The sequence below is a fragment of the Pseudomonas sp. 05N433 genome (assembly GCF_056396925.1).
The window spans coordinates 24782-49227 of record NZ_JBFTML010000037.1 but is presented as its reverse complement, the minus strand read 5'-3'; the positions used below and the strand labels follow the sequence as shown (position 1 = coordinate 49227).

Annotated in this window: 23 protein-coding genes; 6 read left to right on the top strand and 17 right to left on the bottom strand. The window is 61.5% G+C overall.

Translation table 11 applies throughout. The features are described from left to right. Positions 1–101 precede the first annotated feature (101 nt). The 3 genes from AC1DIS_RS19545 to AC1DIS_RS19535 form a co-directional block, all read right to left on the bottom strand. A complete protein-coding gene (locus AC1DIS_RS19545) occupies positions 102–800 on the bottom strand; it encodes a PspA/IM30 family protein (RefSeq protein ID WP_007933675.1) in 699 nt (232 codons plus the stop codon). Positions 801–824: 24 nt separating this feature from the next. Beyond that, positions 825–1406 carry a YjfI family protein gene (locus AC1DIS_RS19540; RefSeq protein WP_086945165.1) on the bottom strand — a complete coding sequence of 194 codons (582 nt, stop codon included), beginning with the start codon at positions 1404–1406 and terminating at the stop codon, positions 825–827. A gap of 279 nt (positions 1407–1685) precedes the next feature. Continuing rightward, the gene (locus AC1DIS_RS19535) at positions 1686–2234 is read right to left on the bottom strand and encodes a cysteine hydrolase family protein (RefSeq protein WP_018925668.1); all 549 of its coding nucleotides are present in this window, start codon (positions 2232–2234) and stop codon (positions 1686–1688) included. 101 nt (positions 2235–2335) lie between these two features. Here AC1DIS_RS19535 and AC1DIS_RS19530 point away from each other — a divergent pair, with 101 nt between their 5' ends. The 3 genes from AC1DIS_RS19530 to AC1DIS_RS19520 all read left to right on the top strand — a co-directional run bounded on the left by AC1DIS_RS19530 (position 2336) and on the right by AC1DIS_RS19520 (position 5398). Continuing rightward, complete coding sequence (locus AC1DIS_RS19530; RefSeq protein WP_477743828.1) at positions 2336–3331, top strand: GlxA family transcriptional regulator; 996 nt, start codon at positions 2336–2338, stop codon at positions 3329–3331. 209 nt (positions 3332–3540) lie between these two features. Then, positions 3541–4650, top strand: coding sequence for a DUF3182 family protein (locus AC1DIS_RS19525; protein WP_477743829.1), 1110 nt, complete (start codon positions 3541–3543; stop codon positions 4648–4650). Further along, a complete protein-coding gene (locus AC1DIS_RS19520; protein ID WP_018925671.1) occupies positions 4640–5398 on the top strand; it encodes an alpha/beta hydrolase family protein in 759 nt (252 codons plus the stop codon). Before AC1DIS_RS19525 ends, AC1DIS_RS19520 begins: the two co-directional genes overlap by 11 nt. Before the next feature lie 42 nt (positions 5399–5440). Here the strand turns inward: AC1DIS_RS19520 and AC1DIS_RS19515 are convergent, their stop codons facing one another. The 6 genes from AC1DIS_RS19515 to AC1DIS_RS19490 form a co-directional block, all read right to left on the bottom strand. Next, on the bottom strand, positions 5441–6427 hold the full coding sequence (locus AC1DIS_RS19515) for a lysylphosphatidylglycerol synthase domain-containing protein (RefSeq protein ID WP_086945168.1): 987 nt from the start codon (positions 6425–6427) through the stop codon (positions 5441–5443). Then, on the bottom strand, positions 6424–7710 hold the full coding sequence (gene clsB / locus AC1DIS_RS19510) for a cardiolipin synthase ClsB (RefSeq protein ID WP_477743830.1): 1287 nt from the start codon (positions 7708–7710) through the stop codon (positions 6424–6426). Before clsB ends, AC1DIS_RS19515 begins: the two co-directional genes overlap by 4 nt. Further along, on the bottom strand, positions 7707–8504 hold the full coding sequence (locus AC1DIS_RS19505; protein WP_018925674.1) for an endonuclease/exonuclease/phosphatase family protein: 798 nt from the start codon (positions 8502–8504) through the stop codon (positions 7707–7709). Before AC1DIS_RS19505 ends, clsB begins: the two co-directional genes overlap by 4 nt. Next, positions 8501–9427, bottom strand: coding sequence for a DUF72 domain-containing protein (locus AC1DIS_RS19500; protein WP_018925675.1), 927 nt, complete (start codon positions 9425–9427; stop codon positions 8501–8503). The genes AC1DIS_RS19505 and AC1DIS_RS19500 overlap by 4 nt, the downstream gene beginning before the upstream one ends. 157 nt (positions 9428–9584) lie before the next feature. Continuing rightward, positions 9585–10796: an MFS transporter gene (locus AC1DIS_RS19495; RefSeq protein WP_477743831.1), complete on the bottom strand. Its 1212-nt coding sequence runs from the start codon at positions 10794–10796 to the stop codon at positions 9585–9587. A gap of 271 nt (positions 10797–11067) precedes the next feature. Beyond that, complete coding sequence (locus tag AC1DIS_RS19490; protein ID WP_477743832.1) at positions 11068–15408, bottom strand: DEAD/DEAH box helicase; 4341 nt, start codon at positions 15406–15408, stop codon at positions 11068–11070. Positions 15409–15633: 225 nt separating this feature from the next. Here AC1DIS_RS19490 and AC1DIS_RS19485 point away from each other — a divergent pair, with 225 nt between their 5' ends. Then, a complete protein-coding gene (locus tag AC1DIS_RS19485; RefSeq protein ID WP_032833719.1) occupies positions 15634–16518 on the top strand; it encodes a sugar nucleotide-binding protein in 885 nt (294 codons plus the stop codon). After that, positions 16511–17440, top strand: a complete 930-nt coding sequence (locus tag AC1DIS_RS19480) for an NAD-dependent epimerase/dehydratase family protein (RefSeq protein ID WP_086945172.1) — start codon at positions 16511–16513, stop codon at positions 17438–17440. Before AC1DIS_RS19485 ends, AC1DIS_RS19480 begins: the two co-directional genes overlap by 8 nt. A 186-nt stretch (positions 17441–17626) precedes the next feature. Here AC1DIS_RS19480 and AC1DIS_RS19475 read toward each other — a convergent pair whose 3' ends face one another. The 5 genes from AC1DIS_RS19475 to AC1DIS_RS19455 form a co-directional block, all read right to left on the bottom strand. Further along, positions 17627–18325 (bottom strand): OmpW/AlkL family protein, encoded by a 699-nt coding sequence (locus AC1DIS_RS19475; protein ID WP_064620668.1) that lies wholly within the window; start codon positions 18323–18325, stop codon positions 17627–17629. Positions 18326–18548: 223 nt separating this feature from the next. Further along, the gene (locus AC1DIS_RS19470) at positions 18549–19067 is read right to left on the bottom strand and encodes a DUF3299 domain-containing protein (RefSeq protein ID WP_018925681.1); all 519 of its coding nucleotides are present in this window, start codon (positions 19065–19067) and stop codon (positions 18549–18551) included. A gap of 11 nt (positions 19068–19078) precedes the next feature. Continuing rightward, positions 19079–20344, bottom strand: a complete 1266-nt coding sequence (locus tag AC1DIS_RS19465; protein ID WP_007933653.1) for an ABC transporter permease — start codon at positions 20342–20344, stop codon at positions 19079–19081. A gap of 1 nt (position 20345) precedes the next feature. Then, entirely contained in the window at positions 20346–21056 is a 711-nt protein-coding gene (locus tag AC1DIS_RS19460; RefSeq protein WP_019650853.1) for an ABC transporter ATP-binding protein, read from the bottom strand. A 156-nt stretch (positions 21057–21212) separates the two neighbouring features. Then, on the bottom strand, positions 21213–21800 hold the full coding sequence (locus AC1DIS_RS19455) for a DUF2796 domain-containing protein (RefSeq protein ID WP_477743834.1): 588 nt from the start codon (positions 21798–21800) through the stop codon (positions 21213–21215). A gap of 135 nt (positions 21801–21935) precedes the next feature. On the opposite strand from AC1DIS_RS19455, the gene AC1DIS_RS19450 reads away from it, so the two are divergent. Then, entirely contained in the window at positions 21936–22277 is a 342-nt protein-coding gene (locus AC1DIS_RS19450; RefSeq protein ID WP_086945957.1) for a hypothetical protein, read from the top strand. A 15-nt stretch (positions 22278–22292) separates the two neighbouring features. Here the strand turns inward: AC1DIS_RS19450 and trxA are convergent, their stop codons facing one another. The 3 genes from trxA to AC1DIS_RS19435 form a co-directional block, all read right to left on the bottom strand. Then, the gene (gene trxA, locus AC1DIS_RS19445) at positions 22293–23165 is read right to left on the bottom strand and encodes a thioredoxin (protein ID WP_086945956.1); all 873 of its coding nucleotides are present in this window, start codon (positions 23163–23165) and stop codon (positions 22293–22295) included. A gap of 97 nt (positions 23166–23262) precedes the next feature. Continuing rightward, on the bottom strand, positions 23263–23919 hold the full coding sequence (locus AC1DIS_RS19440) for a class I SAM-dependent methyltransferase (protein ID WP_018925686.1): 657 nt from the start codon (positions 23917–23919) through the stop codon (positions 23263–23265). Further along, entirely contained in the window at positions 23916–24380 is a 465-nt protein-coding gene (locus AC1DIS_RS19435; RefSeq protein ID WP_018925687.1) for a YbaY family lipoprotein, read from the bottom strand. The genes AC1DIS_RS19440 and AC1DIS_RS19435 overlap by 4 nt, the downstream gene beginning before the upstream one ends. Positions 24381–24446: the final 66 nt, after the last annotated feature.

The following is a 24446-nucleotide window of genomic DNA, read 5'->3' as shown; positions in this document are numbered from 1 at the left end:
CTGCTGCGCAGTCCAGCGGGAGCAAGCTCCCTCGCCACAGGGTCAGTGCACTTGACTGACTGGCATCAGGGCAATGAATGCCCTTTCTGCTGGGGTATTGCTTACTCGGCCGATTTTTTCTTCAGGCGTTCCAGGATCGCATTGGCGCTGCCTTCGTCCGGCGTGATGCCGGCTTCGCGCAGTTTGCGCTCCAGGTCGGTGCCGGTCGACGCATCGGCCAGTTCGTCCTGGGCTTGCAGTTCAGCGGCGCGTTGCTGCTGCTTGGCCTGCAGGCGGTTCAGTGTACCGACGGCGGTTTCCAGCTTGCCGTTGGCGCCGCCACTGGCGATCGAGGCGCTGACCTGGGCTTTCTGTACACTTTCACGAGCCTTGGCCATGTCCACTTGCTGGCGCAGGCTTTTGATGCGGTTTTCAGCCTTGGTGATGTCTTTGCGCATGTTGTCGGCGTAACCGCCGAATTCGGTGGCCTGCTTTTGCTCGACATCCAGTTCATTGGTCAGGGTCGAAATGGCTTCGGCCACTTCCAGTGCCAAGTCTTCGCGGTTGGCCTGGATGGCGGCCAGGGCTTTGGATTCCAGGTCCTTGATCTTGGCGTTGTACTCGCTGACGCGGTCAGCCGACAGTTTGTGCTTGGCCATGATGGTGACCAGCTCACGCTTGGCGTTGGCCAGCGCGCTGTCAGCATCGCGAATTTCCTGGTCGAGAATGCGCAGGGCCTGTTGGTCGACGATCGATTCGCCGACTTCGTTGGCACCGCCACGCAGCGCGGTGAACAATTTGCTCCAGATGGACTGAGTCATTGGATATATCCTGTTCCCGAATAATTAATTGAAGAAGCGTTCAAAGGCTTCGCTGGCGCGCTGGACGTTGTCGACGAGGGTTTTGATCTCAGTCACAACGTTGGTCAGGCTGGAGTCGGAGCTCAGCGCGCCGAACATGTTGTAAACGACCTGCCCGTTGGGCATGGACTCGATACCGATCGAGGACAGCGGGAACATTTCCCGGCTGCGCAGAACGGCATCATTGAATGCCGGGACGTTGTTGATCGATTCGACATCGACCAGGACCGTATCGACGATGATCTGATCGCCAACCACCGCGATGTAAATCGGCAAGCCACCGAAATCGTTCATTTCCAGCTTGATGCTGGATTCGGAGCCTTGAACGAGGGAGAGGGTGATTTCGTTCGCAACCACTTCGTCGAGGGCCTGGAGGGCGCTGTAGAGGCGATCGATGTTCCAGTTATTACCTGCGCTCATGTAATTCTCCGACATGAATGAGCCAGCCAGAATCGGTTGGCGTAGCTGTTTCTCCATCTGCTTGAGCAGGCTTCGATTTTCGGGAAGCACCCAAGTCTCGTGTTTCACATAGCCGGCGGCACCCAGGCCCGCGCGCATCTGCTTCATGTAAAAGCTCGATGGTTTTTTCGCGGAGGGTTTCGAGCGCTCTCCTTTGCGGCTCGCTGAATCGGTAACAGACCCGGTAGGCGGATCTGATGGAGAGCTGCTTTTCATGGTGCTGATCCCGTTGTGAAAAACTCACGCGTGATAACACTACAGGCTATTTTTGCAGCCCTCAATAGCTCACGCGTGAGATTTTTCGACGGTTGCGCAGGTGTATGAAAAAGAAGGGAAGCAGCATGATTCCGATCAGTTAAGCGCAATCCTGTAGAACGAGCTTCTCATCTAACCAGCCAGAAAGTCATCGGTGGACACCACGCTGGCATAGGCAAAACCCAAAGCCGACATGAAGGCGGCGTGAACGTGGGCGGCCGGGACGGTGACGCCGTTGAACTCCAGATCAAGGGTGGCACAGGCGTCGTGGATCACCGTGACCGTATAGCCGAAGTCCGCTGCGGCACGGGTGACGCCGTCGATGCACATGTGGCTCATGCTGCCGACCACCACCAGGTGTTCGATGCCTTGCTGGTCGAGGATGGCCTTGAGTTCGGTTTCGCGGAACGCGTTGACGAAGTGCTTGAGCACCACCGGTTCATCGGCGCGGTTGAGGACTTTGGGGTGCAGCTTCGCGCCGTCGGAGCCCGGAGTGAAGAACGGCGCGGCGTCGGAGGTGAATTCGTGGCGGATGTGCACCACCGCGTCACCGGCCTCGCGAAAGGCCTGGATCAGCCGTGCAGCGTTGTCTGCGGCGGCATCGGCGCCCGCCAAAGGCCACTTGCCCTGGGGGAAGTAGTCGTTCTGGATATCGACTACGATGAGTGCTTGCTTGGCCATGAGTGTTTCCTCGAAGTGCTTGTTGGGTGTGATTCAAGTATCAGGTTCTGCAGGCCGTCCGAGGATTGGCCGCACCGACAATAGAAGGGGGAAAACTGACAATGGGCGTAGAAAGGGCAGTCGTCGAATTGGGCGTGCTGATCTATCCCGGCGCGCAGATGGCGGCGGTGCATGGGCTGACGGATCTGTTCGGGGTGGCCAACCGGATTGCCGCCGAGCATCAGACAGCGCAGTTGCCGTTGTTGCGGGTCAGTCATTGGCGGGTCGAGGGCGATCAGGTGCCAGAGCGGGTCTATGACAGTCAACCCGGCCCGGCCGAAGCGTTGGTCGCGGTGTTGATCCCGCCGTCGATTGGCGGCTTTTCCGAGGGCCAGGCACCGCAGGGGCTGATCCGCTGGATTCGTCAGCAACACGCCAGTGGTGCGACGTTGGGCGGGGTTTGCGTGGGGTCGATCCTGTTGGCTGAAAGCGGCCTGCTCGACGGCCGTAGCGCCACCACTCATTGGACCTCTGCCAAAGCCTTCGCCGAGCGTTACCCGGCGATCAAGCTCAAGGCCGACACGCCCATCGTCGACGACGGCGATCTGATCACCACCGCCGGGCTGATGGCCTGGTCAGAGCTGGGATTGCGCCTGGTGAACCGTTTACTGGGGCCGAGCATCGCCACCAGCACGGCACGCTTTCTGGTGGTGGAGCACAGCGACAGCGCGAGCGAATGCGGCAGTAATTTTTCACCGATTCTCAGCCATGGCGATGCCTCGATTCTCAAGGTCCAGCATTGGCTGCAAAGCACCGGGGCGGTCGATGTCTCGCTGGCGGCAATGGCCGAACGGGCGGGGCTGGAAGAGCGCACCTTCCTGCGGCGATTCCGTGCGGCGACCGGGTTGAAACCCACCGAGTACTGCCAGCACCTGCGCGTCGGCAAGGCGCGCGAGATGCTCGAATTCACCAACGGCACCATTGATCACATTGCCTGGACCGTGGGTTATCAGGACCCGAGTGCGTTTCGTGCGACGTTCAAAAAGATTACCGGGCTGGCGCCGAGTGATTACCGGACGCGGTTTGGCGTGACGCCGCCAGCTGTTGTGGCCCGGTAGCCAGAGCACGCCAGATCAAGAAAATGTGGGAGGTTTGAGTCGTGCAAAATGCCGGACTCCTGAAGGGCGTCGTGCATAATCAAACAGGCGTAATGCCATTACTGTCTGGGCAACCGGCTGATTTAACAGTCGTTCTTCATCAGCCGCCATTGGCCTGATCCCTGCACCCCTCCAGCTACATTTATCCAACGCAGATTGAAGGGGGACGCATGACCCCAACAAATCGCAAGAAACTGGTACTCGCCCATTCGGTACGGCCCGATGCCCCGCTGCACGAAGTTGAAACCAATCGGGCGCTGGCTCGTTGGCTGGCGCAGATCGTCGGGCTCGAATACGGCGGCAGTTACGACCCGCAACTGCACAGCGGTCGTGACCGCTATCTGTTGCCGACCCAGACGCTGGTGGGCGCCGCTATCGCCCGGAAGCTGGGCGTCAAAGGGCCGGAGGATTTGTGGGGCGGTTACGTCGACCACGATTTCATCTGCACCAAAGCCATCAGTCATGGGCTGTTGAACCGCTATGCGTTCGCGCCCGAAGGCTGGGCAACGTTGTTTTGCGAACGGGTGCGCAGCGTCGTGCTCGATGGCCTCAGCGTGTTCTCCCTGGACGATGCGCGCCCGGCGGCGGAGCACCTGCTCTACAGCGGCCCGATCCGCATCAAGCCTATTCACGCCTGCGCCGGACGCGGTCAGGAAGTGATCAAGAGCCTTGACCAGTTCGACGCCATCCTCGCTCGCCCCGAGGCCAAGACACTGTTCACCGAAGGCGTGGTGCTGGAGCAGGACTTGACCGAGGTGATCACCCACAGCGTCGGCCAAAGCTTCATCGGCGACAAAGTGCTGAGTTATTGCGGTGATCAATACTTGACCGAAGACGCTCAGGGCGAGCAGGTTTATGGAGGGTCCAACCTGTTGGTGGTGCAGGGGTATTATGAGGACCTGCTGGCGCTGGAACTGCCGGATGACGTGAGGCTGGCGATCCAGCAGGCACAGGTATTCGACAGTGCGGCGGATGAAGCCTACCCCGGTTTCTATGCTTCGCGGCGCAACTACGACATCGCCCAGGGGCTGGACTGCAACGGCCGACAACGCAGCGGCGTGCTCGAACAATCCTGGCGTTTGGGCGGTGCCAGCAGCGCTGAAGTCGCGGCGCTGCAAAGCTTCGTCCACGACCCCGGCCTGCGTGCGATTCGCGTGTCCTCGGTCGAAACCTATAGCGATCAAACGCTGCCGGCGAACGCTATCGAGGTGTACCGCGGGCCGGCGGAACACAGTGATTTTCTTCTCAAGTACGTGACGGTCAAATCCTATGACGGCTAGAAGCGAAACCATTCAGATCGACATCGACGATGAACAGATGAGCGGGACCTTCCTCAGCCCCAAATCGAAAGTCCCGGGGGTGCTTTTCGTCCACGGCTGGGGCGGTAGCCAGGAGCGCGACCTGGAGCGGGCCAAAGGCATTGCCGGATTGGGTTGTGTGTGCCTGACGTTCGACTTGCGTGGCCATACCGGCGGGACCGGCATTCCGTTGTCCAGGGTCACCCGCGAAGACAACCTGCGCGACCTGCTGGCAGCCTACGACCGTTTGCTCGCCCACCCGGCGCTCGACACCTCTGCGATCGCGGTGGTCGGCACCAGTTATGGCGGTTATCTGGCGGCGATCCTGACGACGTTGCGTCCGGTGCGCTGGTTGGCGCTGCGGGTGCCGGCATTGTATCGCGACGACTTGTGGCACACGCCCAAGCGTGAGTTGGACAAAGCCGACTTGCGCGACTATCGCGGCACGCTGGTGCGCGCCGACAGCAATCGCGCGTTGCACGCCTGTTCGCAATTCACCGGGGATGTGTTGCTGGTGGAGTCCGAGACCGATGCCTATGTACCCCACGCGACGATCATGAGTTACCGCGCCGCGTGTCAGCAGACTCACTCGCTGACTCACCGGATCATCGATGGTGCGGATCACGCCTTGAGCGACCCGGTTTCGCAACAGGCGTACACCTCGATTCTGGTGGATTGGATCACCGAGATGGTGGTGGGTGAGCGGTTGAGCATCATTCAATCGAGTTGAGAGAGGCGGTGGTCTTGCGGTCGTTCGCGGGCAAACCACATCTCACCGAGGTTTCTTCGAGATCCGCAACGACTTGGCCTTGGCTTCCACCACCAGGTACATCACCACGGTTATCAGCAGCGGCAGAATGAAATAGATCGCCCGATAAGCGATCAACCCCGCCACCAGGCTGCCCCGCGATACTTCGTGCTGCAGCAGCGCCACGAACACCGCCTCCAACACACCGAGCCCGGCCGGGATATGGGTGATGACCCCGGCAATGGCGCTGATCAGCAACACACCAAGCACCGGCGGATAGTCCAGTTTGCTCGGCAGCAACGTGAAGATCACCGCCGCCATCAGCGCCCAGTTCAGTGCGCCGAGGGCCAGTTGCAGGATTGCCATGCGTAGCGACGGCAGAATGATATCCACGCCGCGAACCGACCATTTCCGGCGCCTGGAATACCGGCAGGCCGCCAGATATCCCATGCTCAACAACAGCAACAAAATCCCCACGTCCTGCAGTGCATTGCTGCTCACTTTCCAGCCCGGCGGCATTCGCATCAGGCCGCTGCTGAACACCGCGCCGGCAATCACCATGTAGCCGAACCAGTTGGTCGCCAGGCTCAGCCCGAGGATTTTTGCGATGTTGCCTTTGCTCACGCCGAGCCGCGAATACAGCCGATAACGCATGGCGACGCCGCCGACCCAGGCGCTCAGGTTGAGGTTGAAGGCATAGCTGATGATCCCCACCGGGAGGATCTGCCGCCAAGTCAGGTTCTGCCGGATGTAGGTGCGCCCGATCAGGTCGAAACAGGCATAGACCAGAAAGCTTGCCAGGGTCACACCTGACGCAATGATCAACGTGCGTACTTTGAAATCAGCCAGGGTATCGAACACTTCGTTCCATTCGATGCGCTGGGCGAGCATCGTGAACAATACGATCAGCGCCAGGAAAAACAGCATCGTCAGCGGCCTTTTCCAGCGGTGCCAGTGGTGTTTGCCCGGCGTGTCGGAGTGCGACGCAGGCTGCGCTTGGGAATGGCTCATGCCTTGGCGCTCCCGGGTGGGTGGATGAAGGGCTTCAGGTGCGGTTTATGCGCCGGCAACCAACCGGCCCATGCGGGGAAATGCCGCAGGAAGTGAAACACCAGAAAGCCGATGGTCATGTCCCAGATTCGCCCGCGAGGGGCTGTGTCCACCGACATGACCTTGCAATGGTTGCTGCTCAACTCGTCGAGACGCTCGTACAGATCGCGGTTGAAGATACGGTCGCGGATCAGCACGTTGGCTTCCAGGTTCAGGGACAGGCTCAGCGGATCGAGGTTGCTTGAGCCGACAGTGCTCCAGTCCTCGTCGACCAGGGCGACTTTGCCGTGCAGTGGGCGGTCGCAATATTCGTAGATCACCACCCCGGCCCGCAGCAGGTAATCGTAGGTCATGCGCGCGGCGAGCCTGGCCACCCGCAGGTCCGGTTGTCCCTGAAGAATCAGGCGCACCTCGACCCCCCGGCGTGCCGCATTGCGAATCTCGCGCAGCAGCCGATAGCCTGGAAAGAAGTAGGCATTGGCGATCACCACGCGACGCCGGGCACTGCGCAGCACCTGCAAATACACCTCTTCGATATCGTTTGGGTGTTCTGCGTTGTCGCGATACACCAGCCGCACCTGACCGTCATGATCGCTGACCGCCAGTTCAGCGTGCCGCTGCCTGCGGCGCTGCCACCAGTATTTGGCCCGAGCCGGTCGACCGCTTTTTAGCAGGGCGAAATGATGAATATCGGCCACTGCCGGGCCTTGCACTTCAACCGAATAATCCTGCTTGGCCTCGGGGCCGAAGTCGGCCAGATGGTCGGCGGAAAAATTGATCCCGCCGAGGAACGCAATCGTGCCGTCGACCACCACAATCTTGCGGTGCAGACGGCGGAACCAGTTGGTGCGGATGCCCAGGTGACGCGGGGCAGGGTCGAATATTTGCAGGTGCACGCCTGCGTTGCTCAGGGCGGCGAGGAACGCCGTACTCAGTTCGCCACAACCAAAGCCGTCGAGACTGACCGTGATACGCACACCGCGTTGCGCCGCTTCAATCAGGATCTGTTGAAGCTCATTGCCGACCTTGTCTTCGAACAGAATGAAGGTTTCCAGGAGGATTTCCCTCTGGGCCTGGCGCAGCACTTCAAACACCCGTGGAAAGTACGCCTCACCGTTTTCCAGCAACTCGACCCGGTTGTTACCGTGCCAGCCGTATTCAACTTCAGTCACCGCAGGCTCGCGCACGGGGGGAGGAGGGGAGACGTGTTCGACCGTGGTTTTTTCCATCGATGGGCTGCTCATAACTCGATCTCCACCGACAGGGGCGCATGGTCGGAAAGGTGTGACCAGGGGCGTGCCGCCAGCACTTGCGGATGGCTGGCCTTGAGATGGCGCACGTAGATGCGGTCCAGGCGTAACGCCGGCAAACGCGCGGGGAAACTGCGCGCCGGTTTGCCATGCTGCTCGGCAAAGACCTCACGCAAACCGCAAGGCTTGAGCAACGCATCGGCGCGTTGGCGCCAGTCGTTGAAGTCGCCGGCGACCACCACCGGGGCATCTTGCGGTAACTCTTCCAGGCGTCGGATCAGCAGCTTGAGCTGTGCCGTCCGGTGGCTTTCGCGCAGACCCAGATGGACGCAAATGGCATGCACTTCCCGGCCATCGCCGGGCATCCGCAACACGCAATGCAGGACTCCACGGTTTTCATGGCCGCTGATGGACACGTCGAGGTTGTCGTGGCGAATGATCTGGAATTTCGACAACAGTGCATTGCCGTGATCGCCCGCCGGGTAGACCGCGTTGCGCCCGTAGGCGAATTGCGGCCACAGGCTATCGGCAAGGAATTCGTACTGGGGCATCGCCGGCCAATTGTTGTAGCGCTGGGGATGCTGTTCGTGGGTGCCGTGGACCTCCTGCAAAAACACCACATCGGCGGACACACTGCGCACCGCTTCGCGCAACTCGGGCAGGATGAAGCGCCGATTGAGTGCGGTAAACCCCTTGTGGGTGTTGACCGTCAGCACGGTGAAGCGGCTCACGGCATTGATGATGGGTTGCTGTTCATCCGTTCCGCCGACCGGTTCGGGAATGCTCATGGCAGCGCTCCTTCGGCAACCGGCTCGCCGGGGGCCGTGACAAGGTCTTTGTCGAGATGCAAACGCTCAAGCAGGTGGCGGGCATCGAAGGGCGCGCGGACTTTGATGTCGTTATCGAAATAGCAGAACACTTCCCGGGATCTGCGAGTCTTGGGTTTTTGCCGGGGCGCGATCAATTGCGGATCTGCCGGTTGCTGGCCGTGATGCCAGGCCTCGATCCGCTCGCTCCAGCGTTGCAGCGCTTGAGGGGTGTAACCGCTGGCGTAGAGTTCTTCGGCGCCGTGCAGGCGCAGGTAGACGAAATCGCTGGTGAGGTCTTCGCGGTACGGCCATTTGCCGGCGGTGTCGGCAATCACCAACGCGGTGTTGTAGCGTTTGAGCAGCCGGACGAAGGCCGGATCGACGAAGCTTTCGTGGCGAATTTCCACGGCATGACGCACTGGTTTTTTGCCGTAGGCCTTCATGCTGGCGTGACCGTTCAGACGTGGTTCGTGCTGGCGGGCAAGGGCGGCGGCCTGTTCGGTGTCGTGGGGCAGTTGTTCAAGAAAGTGTTCGAACAGCTCCGGGTCGAATTTGAAGCTGGGCGGGAACTGCCAAAGGATCGGGCCGAGTTTTTCCTTGAGTTCCAGCACCCCGGAGGCGAAGAAATTCGCCAGGGGTTTATGGATCTCCCGCAAGCGCTTGATGTGGGTGATGAAACGCGGCGCCTTGACGCTGAACACGAAGCCCGCCGGGGTTTCGGCGTACCACTGGGCGTAACGTTCGGGCCGTTGCAGGGCGTAGAATGATCCATTGATTTCGATGCTGTTGACCGCCCGTGACGCGAATTGCAATTCGCGTTTGTGGGTCAGCCCCTTCGGGTAGAAGGCTCCCCGCCAGGGCGTGTAGCGCCAGCCTGAAATGCCGATATGAATCGCCGCCATGTCGCCTCCCATCCTCGGACAGCCCTGTCTTTTGATGACTGCCGGGTGTGCGAGAAAGTTTCGACGGGGCTACGGACGGTAAAAGCAAAAGATCGCAGCCTTCGGCAGCTTCCCACAGGCGTGCAGGAGTTGCCGAAGGCTACGATCTTTTGATCTATCAGTGCCCGACAACGATCCGGGCCGAACCTTCAGCCGGCTCGGCATACACCGGACCCAATCGATCGAGACGACCACTCCAGGCGGTCAGTGCCAATGCCACCAACACCACCAGGCCACCGATCCACGCGGTATGGATCAGGCCCATATGCGCCACGATCAAGCCACCACCCCACGCACCACCGGCAATGCCGAGGTTGAATGCCGCGATGTTCAGGCCCGACGCCACGTCCACCGCATGCGGGGTGTGATGTTCGGCCTGACGCACCACATACACCTGCAGCCCCGGCACGTTGCCGAACGCCACCGCACCCCAGACCAGCACAGTGGCCAGGGCCAGCCATGGATTGGCGGCGGTGAAGGTCAGTGCGAACAGTACGGCGGCGAGCAGGGCGAAGATGATTTTCAGGGCGCCGATCGGGCCGCGTTTATCCGCCAGCTTGCCGCCCCAGATGTTGCCGACGGCCACCGAGATGCCGTACACCAGCAGCACCAGGCTGACGGTGCTGGCGCTGAAGCCCGCAATGTCCTGAAGAATCGGTGCCAGAAAGGTGAAGGCGATGAACGAGCCGCCGTAGCCGACCGCCGTCATGGCATACACCAACAACAGGCGCGGTTGCTTGAGCACTTGCAACTGCTGCAACAGCGAAGCCGGTTTGCTGTGGGCGATGTTCTTCGGTACGTAGAGCAGGCTGCCGATGAAGGCGATCACACCCAGTGCAGACACCGCGAGGAAGGTTTCACGCCAGCCGAAATGCTGACCGATAAACGTCCCCAGCGGCACGCCAGTGACCAGCGCCACAGTCAGGCCGGTGAACATGATGGCAATCGCGCTGGCGGCTTTTTCCTTAGGCACCAGGCTGGTGGCGATGATCGAGCCAATTGAGAAAAACACCCCGTGGGCCAGGCCGGTGACGATCCGCGCAATGATCAGCGACTCGTAGCTCGGCGCTTTCCAGGCCAACAAGTTGCCGAGGGTGAACAGCACCATCAGCGACAACAGCAGCAATTTACGCGGGACTTTGCCGGTGAGGGCGGTCAGCACCGGCGCGCCGACGGCCACCCCGAGTGCATACAAACTGACCAGCAAACCGGCGGACGGCAGGCTGACGCTGAGGTCGGCGCCGATGGTGGGTAACAGGCCAACGATGACGAACTCCGTCGTCCCGATGGCGAAAGCGCTAAGGGTCAGCGCCAGCAAGGCAATGGGCATGGCTGCAACTCCGATGGATTGATTGATGGAGCGCAGTGTCGGGGTTTGGGGCGTGCGGAAAAATACAGGGATGGGCATTTGATATTTGCGTGCAGGTCAAATATCTCACGGCTGGTATTAAACCTTGTGGCGAGGGAGCTTGCTCCCGTTCGGCTGCGGAGCAGTCGCAAAGCCATACAGCGCGGTGCATCCGGGAGAAATTGGTTTACAGGTTTTGGGGGCGCTTCGCACCCCAGCGGGAGCAAGCTCCCTCGCCACAGGAGGTTGAATCCTACAGGGGGGAGTGGCGGATCAGTGTGTTGTGTACTTCTGTAGTCGATTGCTGATCCAGCTCCAGCCAGAACTGCTGCTTGCCGGCGATCTCGGCGGCGGCCGGCAAGCCGTCGCGATAAACCAGCCGATTGCTCGCCAGCGCCGGCACTTTCGCGCCCGGCAGCAGGGTGCCGGCGAGGTTCAGCGGATCGACCCCGCACACCGCGATCAAGCTACCGTCATGGGGGCGCCGCCTGACTTCACGCAACAACGGGATCGCCTCGGGCAGGGCAAACTGTTCGCCGGCCAGGCCACTGACAAACCGCCCGCCACGAATCTCGCCCCGGGCCTCCAGCCGATGGAACGTGCGCAGCAATTCCCGCCAACTCGGCAACCAGTCCGCCTCGCGCTCCAGCAAGCGCCAGAACACCACGCCGTACCGGCGCAGCAAGGTCATGGCGATGTGTTCCAGGGTTTCTGTGGGTGTGGACGTCGGGCGTTGTTTATCCACAACCGGCTTATCCACAACCGGCGCGACCGCACTGCGGCGCAGCAACGCCCAACGCCCGGCGTCGTCCATCCCGCCGACAAACGCTCCACGCCCGCGTCGGCTGCTGCGATTCTGGCGTTTGCTGGCCGGGGTGATCAGCGCCCGCAACCCGGCGAAACTGTCGGCGTTGACCAGTCCGGCACCGACCAGTTCCTGCAAGGCGATTTCCAGTTCCGAGCGCAGCAGATGGGCCTCGTGCATCAGCTCATCAAAAAACAGCGCGCCGTGCTGGCTGAGTGCTGCATGGACCTTTTGTGTTTTGGGCGACAACTCGTTGACCGGCGTCTGCTCGGTCAAGCTGCTCCACAACCCGACCTGATTACGCGGCAGCAGCAGAATCGGCGTGCTGCGCAATGCCGTGCCGGTGCTCTTGTTGCGCGCGGTCAGGCGGGTCCAGACCAGTTTGCCGCTGCGGCATAACTCATCCAGCCAGCTCGCCGAATAGTCTTTGAGCCGCGCCGGTAGAATGTCGCTGTCCCATGCCGAAGCGGCGGCGGGGTAGCCTTCGAACTGGCTGATGATCGCCGGCAACACTGCGCTGCCCTGGCCTCGGCTCAGGGTGGAAAGATGCTGCCAGTCGAACAGAAAGCGCATGAAATCCTGCAACGCCACTGGCTCGATTTCCCGGCGCAGCCGTTTGACCGTGTAGCGATGAATCCGCGCCAGCAGATGCCGTTCGCACCATTCCTCTTCGCGGGTGCCGGGGCTGAATTGCCCGCGCAGCACGTAACCTTCGCGTTCCAGTTGGGCCAGGGCCTGAGTGACTTGAAGCGCCGGTAAACCGAGCGGTTCGGCAATCGCTTTCAGCGGCAATGGACCAAACGCACTGAGTCGCGCGCGGACCACTTCCAGCACCGCTTCGTCCGGCTCCCAGGTTTCATCGAAACCGGGCAACGCCTCCAACGACGGAAACAAGGTGGCCTGTGGATAAATCGCCCGCAGGCAGGTCAGTCGCTCCAGTGGCAGCCACAGCGATTGCTTGGCGTTGATCTGCAAACGGCTGGCGCGGCCACTGTTGGCCAGGGTGTTCAGCCATTCGAGCCAATTGGGGTTGGCCCGGGCCTCGGCGTCGGTGATGCACGCCAGGCTCATCAAGGCCTCATGCATTTCATCGAGGCCGGTTGGCGTTGGCCAGGCTTCGTCGCGCACCGCGGCAATCGCGTCGGCGTCCAGCGCACCGAGGTCGTCGGTGGACTGCGGATCGCTCCAGCGACGGTTGAGTACCGCCTGAGTACGGCGTTCTTCCAGCGGCGCGTCGTCGAGGAAGGTGTAGGGGCGGGCACTGAGGATTTCCGCCGCCAGTGGCGAAGGCGCCGGCAGGTCGCGGCTGATCAGGCGGATATCGCCCTGTTCCATGCGCCGCAACAACGCCAGCCAGCCTTCGCTGTCCATGGCCTCGTGCAGGCAATCGTCGAGGGTTTGTTCCACCAGCGGATGGTCGGGAATCTCGCGCTCGCCGGCGAGGTTTTCCACGCAGGCGATCTGATCGGGAAACACGCTGGCGATCAGGTCTTCGCTTTTCATCCGTTGGATCTGCGGCGGCACTTTGCGGCCGCCGCTGTAGCGTGGCAGCGCGAGGGCGACCCCGGCATTCCAGCGCCAGCGTACGCCGAACAGCGGGGCTTCGAGCACCGCTTGAGTCAGGATATGTTCGGCGCTGTTGCTGTGCAGGTAGCGCCAGACGTCGTCCAGCTCGAAGCTGTGGCTGCTGGACAGCGACAACACGATGGCGTCCTCGCTGGCGGCGGCCTGCAATTCGAAGTTGAAGGTGCGGCAGAAACGCTTGCGCAGGGCCAGGCCCCAGGCGCGGTTGATGCGGCTGCCGAACGGTGAGTGGATGATCAGTTGCGTACCGCCTGACTCGTCGAAAAAGCGCTCCATCACCAGTGTGTCCTGGGACGGCAAGGCGCCGAGGGTCAGGCGGGCCCGGGCCAGGTAGTCGACCAGTTGCTCGGCGCTGGCGAGGTTCAGGCCGAGAGTGTCGGTCAGCCAGTCGAGGGCCTGTTGCAGATCGCCGGGTGTGGCGGCGAGGAGTTCATCGAGTTGCGCTTGCAGGCGGGCCACGGCGAACGACAGTTCATTGCTGCGACCGGGTGCTTCACCGAGCCAGAACGGAATGGTCGGCGGCTGGCCCTGAGCATCTTCGACCCGGACCTTGCCGGTTTCGACCCGCAGGATTCGATACGACGTATTGCCCAGCTGAAAGATATCCCCGGCGATGCTTTCCACCGCGAAGTCTTCGTTGACGCTGCCGATGTTCAGCCCCTGAGGCTCCAGCAACACGCTGTAGTCGGCGTTGTCGGGAATCGTCCCGCCGCTGGTCACGGCGGTCAGCTTGGCGCCCCGACGACCGCGCAAGGTGCGGCTTACGGCGTCCCGGTGCAGGTACGCGCTACGTATGCCCTGGCGACCGTTGTAGCCCTCGGCGAGCATGTGCAGCAGCGCCTGATAATGCTTTTCGTCGAGCTTGGCGTAAGGCGAGGCTTTACGCAGCATCTCCAGCAACGCCTGCTCGTGCCATTCCTGGCAACTGACCTCGGCGATGATCTGCTGGGCCAGCACGTCCAGCGGCGCTTCGGGGATCAACAAGGTGTCGAGTTCGCCACGGCGCACGCAATCGAGCAAAGCGGCGCATTCGATCAGGTCGTCGCGGGTGGTGGCGAACAATCGGCCCTTGGGTGTGCCGCCGACCTGGTGCCCGGAGCGGCCGACCCGTTGCAGAAAACCGGCAATCGAGCGTGGCGAAGCGATCTGGCACACCAGGTCGACGTCGCCGATATCAATCCCCAGTTCCAGCGAGGCGGTGGCGATCAGCACTTGCAGCTCGCCGCGCTTGAGCCGTTGCTCGGCGTCCAGGCGAAACTCCTTGGCCAGGCTGCCATGGTGGGCGGCCACCGCGTCTTTGCCGAGGCGTTCGCTCAAGTGTCGGCTCAGGCGTTCGGCCAGGCGCCGGGTGTTGACGAAAATCAGCGTGGTCCGGTGTTCGCGGGCGAGGGCGGCGAGGCGGTCATAGACCAGCTCCCACACGTCGTTGGCCATCACCGCTGACAACGGCACGGGCGGCACTTCGATATCGAGATCCCGTGGGCGGGCATGGCCGATGTCGATGATTTCGCAGTCGCGATCACCGCCAACCAAAAAACGCGATACCGCCTCGATGGGTTTTTGCGTGGCGGACAGGCCGATCCGCACCAACGGTTGCGGGCAAAGCGCTTGCAGGCGCTCCAGGCTCAGGGCCAGGTGACTGCCGCGTTTGCTGGCGGCGATGGCGTGGATTTCGTCGACGATCACCGTTTGCGTGGTGCCGAGCATTTTCCGGCCGGAGTCGGAGCCGAGCAGCACGTATAAGGATTCCGGAGTGGTCACCAGAATGTGCGGCGCGGTTTTGCGCATGGCCGAGCGGTCTTTTTGCGGCGTATCGCCGGTGCGCACGGCGGTGCTGATCGGCACGTCGGGCAGGCCCATCAGGCGTAACTGCTCGGTGATGCCGGCCAGCGGGTTTTGCAGGTTGATCCGGATGTCGTTGGACAGGGCCTTGAGCGGCGAAACGTAGACCACCAGGGTTTCGTCTGGCAGGCCATCCGGGTTTTCCAGGCCACGATGGACCAGATCGTCGAGCACGGCCAGAAACGCGGTGAGGGTTTTGCCGGAGCCGGTGGGCGCGGCAATCAGCGTTGAACGGCGCTGGCGGATCAACGGCCACGCCCGGGCCTGGGCGGCGGTAGCCGTCGCGAAGGTGTTGCTGAACCAGGCGCTGACGGCGGGGTGGAAACCGTTCAGAGCGCTGTCTGCGGGGATGGGCAGGTTCATGAGCCAATTTATGCGGGTGGGGACGGGAAGTTGCAAGTACCGCTCAGGCTCTGTGTTGCTCCTGAGGCCAGTAGCGGCACCACAAATCCCCGGGAACTACACTTTACGGGTGACGGTTGCGCACTAAACCCGCAAAATGCAACGATTCCGGCAATTATTGAGGACATCGCCTGCGGGCGCTGTCGATAAAGCCATCGTTCCAATCAGACTGGGCCTGCTGACTCTATGCGAATGCGCCTTATGTTACTGGGCGGCGGAAATGCCCTTGGGCAGGCGCTGATTCGCCTCGGTGCGGAGGAAGACATCGGTTTCCTCGCCCCCCGCCCACCACAAGACGGCTGGGACGCCGCGAGCCTGACGCAACTGCTCGACGATACCCGTCCGGATGCGTTGATCAATCTCGCCTACTATTTCGACTGGTTCCAGGCGGAGACCGTCAGCGAACAGCGTCTGGCCGGGCAGGAGCGCGCCATCGAGCGTCTGGCCGAATTGTGCCAGCATCACAACATCGTGCTGGTGCAACCGTCGAGTTATCGCGTGTTCGATGGCTCCCGGGCGACCGCCTACAGCGAAAAAGACGAACCGGTACCGTTGGGCCTGCGCGGTCAAGCTTTGTGGCGCATTGAGCAAAGCGTGCGCGCCACTTGTCCACAGCATGTGTTGCTGCGTTTCGGCTGGCTGCTCGATGACAGCCCCGAGGGCACCCTCGGGCGATTCCTCGCCCGAGCCGAGAAAGCTGAAGAACTGCTGTTGGCGGATGATCGTCGCGGTAATCCGACGCCGGTGGACGACGCTGCCCGAGTGATCATTTCGGTGCTCAAGCAACTCGATTGTGCTGCGCCGCTGTGGGGCACCTACCACTACGCCGGGCATGAGGCGACCACACCGCTGGCACTGGGGCAGGCGATTCTCACTGAAGCGCGCGCCCTGCATCCGCTGGCCATCGAAGCGCCGACCGCCCAGGCTCACGCCGCGCGGCCCGACGCTGCCGAAGAACCGCAACACGCAGTGCTGGCCTGCAAGAAAATTCTGCACACCTTCGGGATCAAGCCCCGCGCCTGGCGCGCGGCACTCCCGGGCTTACTGGATAGGTTTTATCGCCATGGCTGACGGCCCTGTTTTAATCACCGGCGGCGCCGGTTTCATCGGTTCGCACCTGACCGATGCCTTGCTTGCCAAAGGTCATTCGGTGCGAATTCTCGATGACCTGTCCACCGGCAAGCGCAGCAACCTGCCGATGGACAATCCCCTCGTCGAACTGATCGAAGGCGATGTCGCTGATGCCGCCCTGGTGGCGCAGGCGATGCTCGGTTGCAGCGCGGTGGCGCATCTGGCCGCGGTGGCTTCGGTGCAGGCTTCGGTGGATGACCCGGTGAAAACTCACCAGAGCAACTTCATCGGCTCGCTGAACGTCTGCGAAGCCATGCGTCAGGCCGGTGTCAAACGCGTGTTGTACGCGTCCAGCGCAGCGGTCTATGGCAACAATGGCGAGGGCGAGTCGATCGACGAAGACACGCCCAAGGCACCGTTGACGCCGTATGCGGTGGACAAGTTGGCGAGCGAGCATTACTTCGATTTCTATCGCCGCCAGCATGGTCTGGAACCGGTGATTTTCCGCTTCTTCAACATCTTCGGCCCGCGTCAGGATCCGTCTTCGCCATACTCCGGTGTGATCAGCATTTTCAGCGAGCGCGCGCAGAAAGGCCTGCCGATCACCGTGTTCGGTGATGGCGAGCAGACTCGGGATTTTGTCTACGTCGAGGATCTGGTGGACGTGCTGGTGCAAGCCATCGAGAAACCGCAGGTCGAGGTCGGCGCGGTGAATGTCGGCTGGAATCAGGCGACGACCCTCAAGCAAATGCTTGAAGCCCTTGAAGCCGTAGTGGGCAAGCTGCCGCCCGTTAGCTTTGGCCCGGCGCGTTCCGGTGACATCCGCCATTCACGAGCGAATAACCGGCGTTTGCTGGAGCGGTTCACCTACCCGGAGCAGACGCCGATGAGCGTTGGCCTGGCACGGTTGTTGGGGCGCTGAGGTTTTACATAGCCGCGAAAAAGGCGCCTTGAAGCGCCTTTTTTGTGTGTCGAATATGACCGATGCAGTTCCGTGGCGAGGGAGCTTGCTCCCGTTCGACTGCGCAGCAGTCGCCATCAATCTTGGGGCTGCTTCGCAGCCCAGCGGGAGCAAGCTCCCTCGCCACAAAAGCTGATCACATGTTGCTTAGAACTTGTAACCCAGACCGACCATGTAGATGAACGGATCGACGTCCACGTTCACCCGTGCGCGGGTGCCCGGAGCCACGGCGTTGTTTTCCACGGTGGCACGGGTGTCGATGTCGATGTAGCGCACCTGGGCGTTGATCATCACCTTATCGGTGAGCATGTAGTCGGCACCGACTTCCCAGGCCAGGCCCCAGGAGTTTTTCGCGTTGAAGTTGCTGAAGCCATTGGCGCTGGCTTCGCTGCTGACGTGCTCGTCGTAGATCCAGGTGTAGTTGATCCCGCCGCCGACATACGGCTGGAATGCGGACTTGGCATCCATCGGATAGTAGACCAGGCTCAGGGTCGGCGGCAGGTGTTTCAGGGTGCCGAGTTTGCCGTTGGCGGCGCCGAGCGCGGTGCCTTTGAGCTTCACGTCATGCTCGAACGGCGAGGCCGCGAGCAGTTCGATCCCCAGGTGGTTGGTGATCATGTAGGCGAAGTTCAGGCCCAGTTGCGTGTCGCTGCTCATGGTGGCCTTGCCACCCAGGTCGGCGCCCTTCAGCGGGCCTTGATCGACCTTGACGCTGGAGCTGTCGGCTGTCGGATTGACGGTGATCGCACCGGCCCGAACGATGATATTGCCAGCCTCATGGGCATGGGTGAGCGGGGCTGCGAGCGCGAGGGCAAGCAGCGAAGCGCTGAGCAGGGACTTGTGCATGGGGGCTCCAAAGGACGTTAAAAATACTTGATGTCCAATGGTAGGGATCCAACTGATACGGTCTTTTGACTCAGCTCAACGAAACAGTGATGGCCCAGATTTTTGCGGAACCTTCGAGGGCCTCTTCGCGGGCAAGCCTCGCTCCGACAGGTTCAACATTTCCTTGTAGGAGCGAGGCTTGCCCGCGAAGGCGTCCTTTCATTCAACACCGAACTACCGGTGTTCACTCCGGCAGTTCATACACATAAATCTTCTGCGCCTCCATCTGATACCCGGCATCCGCCAATTCGCTGGTGGACGCCTTGACCTGCAACGCACCTTCGACCCAGTACGGCTGGTACAGCTCATCGAGCTTCACGCCGACTTCGCTTTTGACGTGCACGATCTGGTTCGACGGCGGAGGCGGTACGTGGATGCAGGCGCCGAAATACGGCACCAGCAGAAACTCCGTGGTGCGGCCTTCTTCACTGACCTCCAGCGGCACGATGTACCCCGGCAAGCGAATGTTCTGGCCATCGAGACTTTTCACCACCGGCGCGTTCGGCATGTCCTGTTTGGCGGCCGGGGCCGACTCCGCGGACAATGCGTCGCTCATCTTCGACAGGTCGTGCAGCGGCGTCATGTTCGGCACTTCCGGCGGGGCATCCGGCGGGATCATTTCCGACCAGGTCAGGTCTTTCGGCTCGGCCGCCCACAGCGGCAGAGCAACCAACATCAACAGCGCAAGCAGAGCGCGGGGCATGTTCAAGGTCCTCACAGGCGGATCGACAGGCCATCGGCCAAGGATTGGCGATAAGCGCGCCAGGCCGGCACGCTGCCCATCAGCAGCGCGGCGATCAGGATGCCACCGAGCAGCGTCCATTCATATTCGCTTGGCCAGGCCAGCGGCAGGTACAAACCGTAATTCGACTGCACGTAACCCTGCGCCACGGCGATGCCCACATACAGCAGCGCCACGCCGGCAATCACTCCCGACAGCGCCAGGGCAAACGCTTCCAGCACCAGTAAAGTCGCGATATGCCATGGCCGCGCACCCACCGAACGCAGAATCGCCATCTCCCGGCGCCGCTCGTTGAGGCTGGTGAGAATCGCCGTAAGCATGCCGATCAACCCGGTCAGCACCACGAACAGCGAGACGACGAACAAGGCTTTTTCCGCCGTGCTCATCAAACTCCACAGCTCCTGCAACGCCACACCCGGCAGGATCGCCAGCATCGGTTCGCCACGGAATTCGTTGATTTCACGTTGCAGCGCGAAGGTCGAAATCTTGTTGTTAAGGCCGAGCATGAACGCGGTGATCGCTTGCGGCGTCAGGTCCATGTTACGCGCCTGATCGGCACTGACCCGACCGTTACCCCGCGCCGGTACACCGTTGTGCCAGTCGATGTGGATCGCTTCCATGCCGCCGAGGCTGATGTGCAGCGTGCGGTCCACCGGGGTGCCGGTGCGTTTGAGAATGCCGACCACGGTGAACGGTTTGTCGTCATGCTTGACCAGGCTGATCGCCGCCACGCCATGGGCCAGCACCAGTTTGTCGCCGAGTTTGTAGTGCAGCGCGTCGGCCACTTCGGCGCCGAGCACCACTTCGAACGGATCGCTGGCGAAGGCACGGCCGTCGGCCAGTTCCAGATGCTGTTGATGGCCATACTGGTAATGCTCGAAGTACGCCTCAGTGGTGCCCATCACCCGATAACCACGATGGGAATCGCCGAGGGACATCGGGATCGCCCACTTCACTTTCGGGTTGTTGGCGAACTGCTCGAAGCTGTCCCAGCGGATGTTGTTGGTGGCGTTGCCGATGCGGAATACCGAATACAGCAGCAGGTTCACCGAGCCGGAACGCGCGCCGACGATCAGATCGGTGCCGCTGATGGTGCTGGCGAAACTGGCCTTGGCCTCGGTGCGCACCCGCTCCACCGCCAGCAGCAGGCAGACCGACAGGGCGATGGCGAACGCGGTGAGGATCGCGGTGAAGCGACGGTTAGCGAGGCTGGCCATGGCTAGACGAAACAAATACATCTCAAACCTCGGACGGGGTGGCGGCGCGATTGAGATCGGCCAGCGACAGGTGGCGATCGAACAGCGGCGCGAGGCTCTGATCGTGGCTGACGAACAACAGGCTCGAGCCGGCTTCGCGGCATTCGGCGAACAACAGGCGAATGAAGTTTTCGCGAGCGTCGTAGTCCAGGGCCGAGGTCGGTTCGTCGGCGATCACCAGTTCCGGCTGACCGATCAGTGCACGCGCGGCAGCGACCCGCTGCTGCTGGCCGATGGACAGTGAATCGGCGCGGCGGCCCAGAATGTTTTCGTCCTTCAGGCCCAGATGGGCGAGCAGGGTGGCGGCGGCCTGATCGACGCTGCCGTGGCGCTGTTTCGCCCGCTCGGCGCGCAGTTTCGAGAAGTGACAGGGCAGTTCGACGTTCTCCCGCACCGACAGAAACGGCAGCAAGTTGAATTGCTGGAAGATGTAGCCGGTGTGATCGACCCGGAAGTGGTCGCGAGCCCCGGCAGACAGTTCAGTCAATTCCTGGCCGAGCAACCGGATGCTGCCGCGATCAGGCTTTTGCACACCGCCGAGCAAGCCGAGCAGGGTGGTCTTGCCGCTGCCGCTGGGGCCTTTGAGGAACAGGGTTTCACCAGGCTCCAGGCGAAACGCCGGGATGTCCAGCAGCGGCGGGTGACCGGGCCAGCTGAAGCCCAGGTCGGACAATTCGATGAGTGCTTGGGTCATGGCGCCGATTTCATGAGGTTTGTCTCGACTTCGCATTCAACATTACCCCCTGTAGGAGCGAGGCTTGCCCGCGAAGAGGCCAGTAGATCCAACAGAGATGTTGACTGACAGATCGCTTTCGCGGGCAAGACTCGCTCCTACAGGATTGGTGTCGGATCAGAATTTCAGGGCAGCCGCCTTGGCCGTCACCTCAACCCCTTGCTGCCCGCTCGGGCTGACCAGTTGTACCTGAATCTTCTGGGTAGCCGGGAACGTGTTGAAGACAGTCGCCAGGTCCAGGGTCTTCAGCGCGCCCGGGGCCGAGCAGCTGAATTGGTAACGGGCGTGGATTTCGCTGTGGTCATGTTGATGCTCGTGACCGTCCTTGGCTTCTTCATGCTCATCGTCGGCATCCGGTTTGTCACCGAACAACGGGCTTTCCAGTTCCTGGGTCGCGACCACGCAACCGGCGGCTTTCGGCAGGTTGAACAGCGTCAGCGGTTTTTCCAGTTGGGCACGGACCGCAGCGACTTTGGCCTTGTCGGCATCGGTGGTGGCGGCGTGCTCGAACCCCACCAGGTTCATTGCCGGGCTTTCCAGCTCCAGCTCCAGGGTCTGGCTGTCCAGCGCCGCATTCAAACGACCGACGCCGTGTTCGTGGGCACCGAGGCTGCCGTGCTCATGGTCGTGATCTTGCTCGACAGCCGCGTGGGCGACAGCCAGCGGCAACAAGGCAAACGGCAAAGCGAGCAGCAGACGGCGCATGACGGGTCTCCGAAAAGTAAAATGAAAAATTTGTTATGTAATCTTATAACGAAAGTGCCGAGAGTTTGACCGTCTGCTTGGCGTTGTGCAAGACCCATGGGAGCATGCGAGTCAGGTATGTGCTGGAGCAGACTTATGTTGCGAATACGCGGAAGCATCGGCGACTGGCCGGTGGATTTGACCCTTGAACTGGATGAGGGCGACTGGGCGCAGCTCGGTGCGCAGTTGCAGGCTGCCAAACCCGAGGCGAGTGCAACACCGGTCAAACCGGTGAATCAGGATGATGCGCTATGGCAGATCGCCAAAGAATTGCTGCGCAAGGCCGGGCAATTGAGTGGGCCGGATTTGCTGGAGCAACTGGAAGGGCTGACCGGCAGCGCAGCGGCGGGCAAGCGCTTGTTGGTGCGCTTGCGCCACTGCGCAGAGGTCAAAGTAGTGAGCGGCGGGGATACGCCGCTCTACAGCTGGATCGAGTAAGCCGCAAAAAAGAGCTTAATAGAGCGCGGCAAACAGCTTGCGACGGTACGTGGTCACCAACGGGTGATCGTTGCCCAGCAGTTCGAACACTTGCAGCAAGGTCTTGTGTGGCAAGCCTTCGCTGTAGCTGCGGTTGCGGACGAACAGTTTCAGCAACGCATCCAGCGCCGCGTCGTATTGCTGACGGGCCAGTTGCTGGATCGCCAACTGATAGACCGCCTCATCATCCTGCGGATTTTTCGCCAGGCGTGCTTTCAGGTCTGCCGCATCCGGCAAATCCCTGGCCTGGCCGAGAAACTGGATCTGCGCCTTGGCGCCGGCCAGCGCGGCCTTGTGTTCATCGGTCTTGACCGCGTCGAGTACGGCTTGCGCTTCACTCAGCTCGCTGCGCTCGGTAAGGCAGCGGGCGTAGAGGATCAGTGCCTTGGCATTGGTGTTGTCTTCAGTCAGCAAGATTTTGAGCGTGGCTTCGGCGTCGGCGAAACGGCCTTCATCGAACAGCGCCTGAGCCTGTTCAAACGGGTCGGCGGCGGCTGGAGGCGGCATTTGCACATGAGGTTCGAGCATCGTGCGCACAGCGGATTCCGGTTGCGCACCGGCAAAACCGTCCACCGGCTGACCGTCCTTGAACAGCACCACGGTCGGCAGGCTGCGAATGCCGAAACGCGCAACAATGTCTTGCTCGATGTCGCAGTTGACCTTGGCCAGCAGCAACTCACCCTGATAGCTCTCGGCGATGGTTTGCAGCATCGGCATCAAGGCCTTGCACGGCGCACACCATTCGGCCCAGAAATCCACCAGTACCGGTTTGTGGAAAGAGTTCTCGATCACCGACTGGTCGAAATCGGCAGTCGTGGCGTCGAAGATGTACGGCGTTTCCTGACTCATGGGGGATCTCGTAAAAGCGTGGATGAGGCCACTATAAGGCTTGGTGGGGGGCGGCTGAAAGCGGGGGTGATCCAACTCTTGCCCGTGAAGCTTTTTGCTAACCGCGCCGCGCGTGGTAAAGGCTCACATGCCGAAACTCTTCGGGTTCGGCCAGGTCCGGCAAGGTCATCGCCTGCAGCATCTCGATGCGCTGATACAGCGGATGGCGAAAATCCCGCACCCGTGAATCCGCCACCAACGCTTCCCGGCCACGGCTGAGAAACTCGTCGAGTAGCGGCAGATTCTCCCGGTCGTACAACACGTCGGCCACCAGAACCAGATCAAATCGATCCGCTTCGGCGAAAAAATCCGTCGAGTAGCGCAGCTGCACATCATTGAGTTCGGCGTTCGCCCGACACGCGGCAATCGCCAGCGGGTCCAGGTCACAGGCCACCACTTCCAGCGCCCCGGCCTTCACGGCCGCAATCGCAGCCACGCCGGAACCGGCGCCGAAATCCAGCACCCGTTTGCCTACGACCCAGTGCGGGTGTTCGGCGAGATAGCGGGCCACGGCCAGCCCACTGGCCCAGCAGAAACTCCAGTACGGCGGCTCGTGGAGAATCCGCCGGGTTTCTTCGGGGCTGAAGGCGCGATCCATGTTGTCGCCGTCGATCAGCCAGAGTTTCAGCTCGGTGCCCGGCAATTCACAGGCTACAAGCTGTGCGTCACCGAGCAGTTCACCCAACGCCTGTTGCAGGTCGAGCGGTGCAATCATGGCGCTTTGACGAATTGCAACTGACCCAGGGCCTGGGTCGTCGGCTGGGTGATGAGTTGCGCCGGCAGATGCAGAATCAACTGCCCGGACTGGCTGGCGCGGCCGCGCAGTTCAACGCGAGCGCCAACCGGGAAGGATTCAGGGTTGAAACGCAGGCGAAACGGCAACACCTGATTGGTGCCGATCAGGTTGGCACTGGCGAGCAATTGTTGCGGGCGATCCTTTTCGTCGATCACCAGCAGCGCCAGTTCGACTTCGGCGTCGGCCGGCACGCCCATCAGGGTGCCACTGATTTCACGTTGGTAAGCCGGCAGCGGGCCGAGCTCGGCAGACGCCTTGGCCTTCTTCTGCGCCTGTTGCGGCGCTGGGCCTGGTGTTGGTGGCTGGGGCTTGGGTGCATCGCTGCCACAGGCCACCAGCAGGCTGAAAAGACTGAGCAAAACGAGCGGTCGTAACGACATTGGCGGCTCCAGCAAGGTGAAAACATTATAGCCCGTCTGTATACCGCAAACCCTATGGCTTGTCTT